Source organism: Streptomyces phyllanthi (assembly GCF_009377205.1).
GTDB lineage: Bacteria > Actinomycetota > Actinomycetes > Streptomycetales > Streptomycetaceae > Streptomyces > Streptomyces phyllanthi.
The window spans coordinates 1-3,172 of the sequence record NZ_VJZE01000703.1; the positions used below are offsets into that span (position 1 = coordinate 1).

Annotated in this window: 3 protein-coding genes; 1 reads left to right on the forward strand and 2 read right to left on the reverse strand. The window is 73.6% G+C overall.

What is annotated here, in order from left to right:
- Positions 1 to 45: 45 nt before the first annotated feature.
- Together FNH04_RS43665 and FNH04_RS43670 are read right to left on the reverse strand one after the other, a co-directional pair.
- Positions 46 to 582 (reverse strand): nitroreductase/quinone reductase family protein, encoded by a 537-nt coding sequence (locus tag FNH04_RS43665; protein WP_152791784.1) that lies wholly within the window; start codon positions 580 to 582, stop codon positions 46 to 48.
- Positions 582 to 1,778, reverse strand: a complete 1,197-nt coding sequence (locus tag FNH04_RS43670; RefSeq protein WP_152791785.1) for an acyl-CoA dehydrogenase family protein — start codon at positions 1,776 to 1,778, stop codon at positions 582 to 584. Before FNH04_RS43670 ends, FNH04_RS43665 begins: the two co-directional genes overlap by 1 nt.
- Positions 1,779 to 1,900: 122 nt before the next feature.
- On the opposite strand from FNH04_RS43670, the gene FNH04_RS43675 reads away from it, so the two are divergent.
- The gene (locus tag FNH04_RS43675; RefSeq protein ID WP_228031977.1) at positions 1,901 to 3,133 is read left to right on the forward strand and encodes a thiolase C-terminal domain-containing protein; all 1,233 of its coding nucleotides are present in this window, start codon (positions 1,901 to 1,903) and stop codon (positions 3,131 to 3,133) included.
- The last annotated feature ends 39 nt before the right edge of the window (positions 3,134 to 3,172 follow it).

A 3,172-nucleotide genomic window follows, 5' to 3' on the forward strand; every position in this document is an offset into this window, starting at 1 on the left:
CCACCCAGCACCCGCACCCGCCACGTCACGTCACGTCACGTCACGTCACCGCCGTACGAGCCGGAACACCCGTATCTCCCGCTCCACCCTCGCCTGGTACGTCGCGTACGGCGGCCAGACCGCCAGCATGGCCTTCCAGACGGCCGCCCGCTCCTCCCCCTCCAGCAAGTGCGCGGTCACCGGCACGTCCTCCCCCTTCCAGCTGATCTCCGCGTCGGGGTGGACGAGGAGGTTGGCCGTCCAGGCGGGGTGGGTGGTCCGCCCGAAGTTGGAGCCGATCAGGATCCAGCTGCCCGGGTCGCCCTGAGAGGAAGCGGTCCGCGCCGGATCCGGGAAGCACGCCAGCGGCGTCCGACGCTCCAGCCCGCTTCTCGCACCGGTCGACGTGAGCACCGCCCCCGGCAGCATCTGGGCGCTGAGCAGCACCCTTCCCCGGGTCATCCGGTGGACCGCGCGGTCGAGCGCGGGAATGACGTGCGGGGCGAGGCGCGCGAAGGTCCGGGTCGAGGACACCTTCTGCACGAACCGCCTGCCCGCCCGGCCCACGTTCTCCTTGATGACGACCGTCGGTGTCAGCCGCATCAGACCGCCACCTCCCCCTCCGTGAAGAGTCCCGCCAGGTCGGCCGCGTGCGCCCGCAGCCGGTGCGCGGGGCCGAAGAGCAGTTCGTCGCCCGTGGCCCGCTTGAAGTACAGGTGCGCGTCGTCCTCCCAGGTGAAACCCATGCCGCCGTGCAGCTGGACACCCTCGGCCGCCGCCACCCGCAGCGCCTCCAGCGCCTCGGCGAGCGCCGGTCCGCCCACCCGCTCCCCGTGAGCCGTCGCCCACGCCGCGTAGTACGCCGCCGAGCGCGCGGCCCGTACCCGTACGTACACGTCGGCCAGCCGGTGCTTCACCGCCTGGAAGGACCCGATCGGCCGCCCGAACTGCTCCCGCTGCTTCACATACGCGACCGTCCGTTCCAGCGCCCGGTCGGCCGCGCCCACGGCCTCCGCGGCGAGTACGGTGGCGACGGTGTCCCCGGCGGTGACCAGCGCCTCCCCCACCCGGCCCGCGCCGCCCTCCGCGTCCTCGCCCAGCAACTCGGCGGGCACATCGCGCAGTTGGACGCGTGCGCAGGGCCGGGTCTCGTCGAGCGCCGTCCGCCGCACGCGCGTCAGGCCCTGCGCGGACGCCCGTACGGTGAACAGCAGCGTGCGGGACCGCGCGTACCCTCCGGCGTGCGCGGCCACCACCAGCAGTCCCGCGCTGTGCCCGTCGAGTACCTGGTCCACCTGCCCGTACAGCCGCCACGCCCCGTCCACAGGCCTGGCCTGCACGCCTCCCGTGCGCCCGCCACCGGCCCAGTCCCCGCGGCCGCCGCCGGTCAGTCCCAGGGCGGTGGCGAGACTCGGGCCGGGTACCGCGAGGGCGGCGGTCAGTTCTCCGGAGGCGAGGCGGGGCAGCAGGTCGGCGCGCTGCCGCACGGTGCCGAGGGCGAGCAGCACGGGGGCGGTGAGGACGGAGGTCGCGAGGAGGGGGCCAGGGGCCAGCGCCCGGCCCAACTCCTCGCTCGCCAGCGCCAGTTCCGTCACCGAGCAGCCGACGCCTCCGTACTCCTCGGGGAGCGCGATCCCCGGCAGACCGAGCTGCTCGGCGAACGTCGTCCACAGACCGCCGTCGTAGCCGTCCCCGGTCCGTACGGCCGCTCGCACGTCCTCCGGGCCGCAGCGCTTGAGCAGCACCTCCCGTACCGTGCGGCGGATCTCTTCCTGTTCGGCGGTGAAGCGGGCGTCCATGGGCGGGTCCCCCTCTGTGCCCCTCTTCTAATTTGACGATCCGTCATATTAGGCCCGGCGTCCGCACGTGCACAGCCCCGCAGCCCACCCAACCTCAACAAATCTGATGTACCGTCAGATACATGACGGGCTTGACGGGCACGACAGGTACGCCGGGCACGCCGGGCACGGTGGGCACCCCCACGGTCACCGGTCGCCGCAAGGTCGCGATCGTCGGCGTCTCCCTCTCCGACTGCGGCCGCGTCGACGAGACGACCCCCTACGCGCTGCACGCCCAGGCCGCCCGCCGGGCCCTGGCCGACTCCGGGCTCGGGCGCGAGGTCGTCGACGGCTTCGCCTCCGCGGGCCTCGGCACGCTCGCCCCGGCCGAGGTCGCCGAGTACCTGGGGTTGCGGCCGACCTGGGTGGACTCCACCTCCGTGGGCGGCTCCACCTGGGAGGTCATGGCGGCCCACGCGGCGGACGCGGTCGCGGCGGGCCACGCGAACGCGGTGCTTCTCGTGTACGGCTCGACGGCCCGCGCGGACATCAGGGCGGGACGGAGGACGGGCAACCTGTCCTTCGGCGCGCGCGGGCCGCTCCAGTTCGAGGTCCCGTACGGCCACACGCTCATCGCCAAGTACGCCATGGCCGCGCGCCGCCACATGCACGAGTACGGCACCACGCTGGAACAGCTGGCGTCCGTCGCCGTCCAGGCCCGGGCCAACGCCGCGGCGAACCCGGAGGCCATGTTCCGCGACCCCATCACGGTCGACGACGTCCTCTCCGGCCCGATGATCGCGGACCCCTTCACCAAGCTGCACTGCTGTCTACGCTCCGACGGCGGCGCGGCGGTGCTGCTGGCCGCCGAGGAGTACGTACGGGACTGCCGTACGGACCCGGTGTGGGTGCTCGGCACCGGGGAGTACGTCTCGCACACGACCATGTCCGAGTGGCCGGACTTCACGGTCTCCCCGGCGGCGGTGAGCGGACGGCTCGCCTTCGAGCGGGCCGGAGTACGCCCGGACGAGATCGACTTCGCCGAGATCTACGACGCCTTCACGTACATGACGCTGGTGACGCTGGAGGACCTCGGCTTCTGCGGGAAGGGCGAGGGCGGGGCGTTCGTGGAGAAGGGGCGCCTGACGCTCACGGGAGAGCTGCCGGTGAACACCGACGGCGGCGGGCTGTCGGCCCAGCATCCGGGAATGCGAGGGCTGTTCCTGCTGGTCGAGGCCGTACGGCAGTTGCGCGGCGAAGCGGGCGAGGGGCGCCAGGTACGCGGGGCGGACGGCGGAGTGCCCCGGCTGGCCGTCGCGTCCGGGACGGGCGGCTGGTTCTGCTCGTCGGGGACGGTCGTGCTGGGGCGGGACTGAGTCCGCCGGGCGCGTGCCACCGGGCCGGTTCTGCGGGCC

What these genes read in the sequence shown, in the direction of transcription:
- FNH04_RS43665 (WP_152791784.1), bottom strand. Translation starts at nt 582, where the DNA reads ATGCGGCTGACACCGACGGTCGTCATCAAGGAGAACGTGGGCCGGGCG.
- FNH04_RS43670 (WP_152791785.1), bottom strand. Translation starts at nt 1,778, where the DNA reads ATGGACGCCCGCTTCACCGCCGAACAGGAAGAGATCCGCCGCACGGTA.
- FNH04_RS43675 (WP_228031977.1), top strand. Translation starts at nt 1,901, where the DNA reads ATGACGGGCTTGACGGGCACGACAGGTACGCCGGGCACGCCGGGCACG.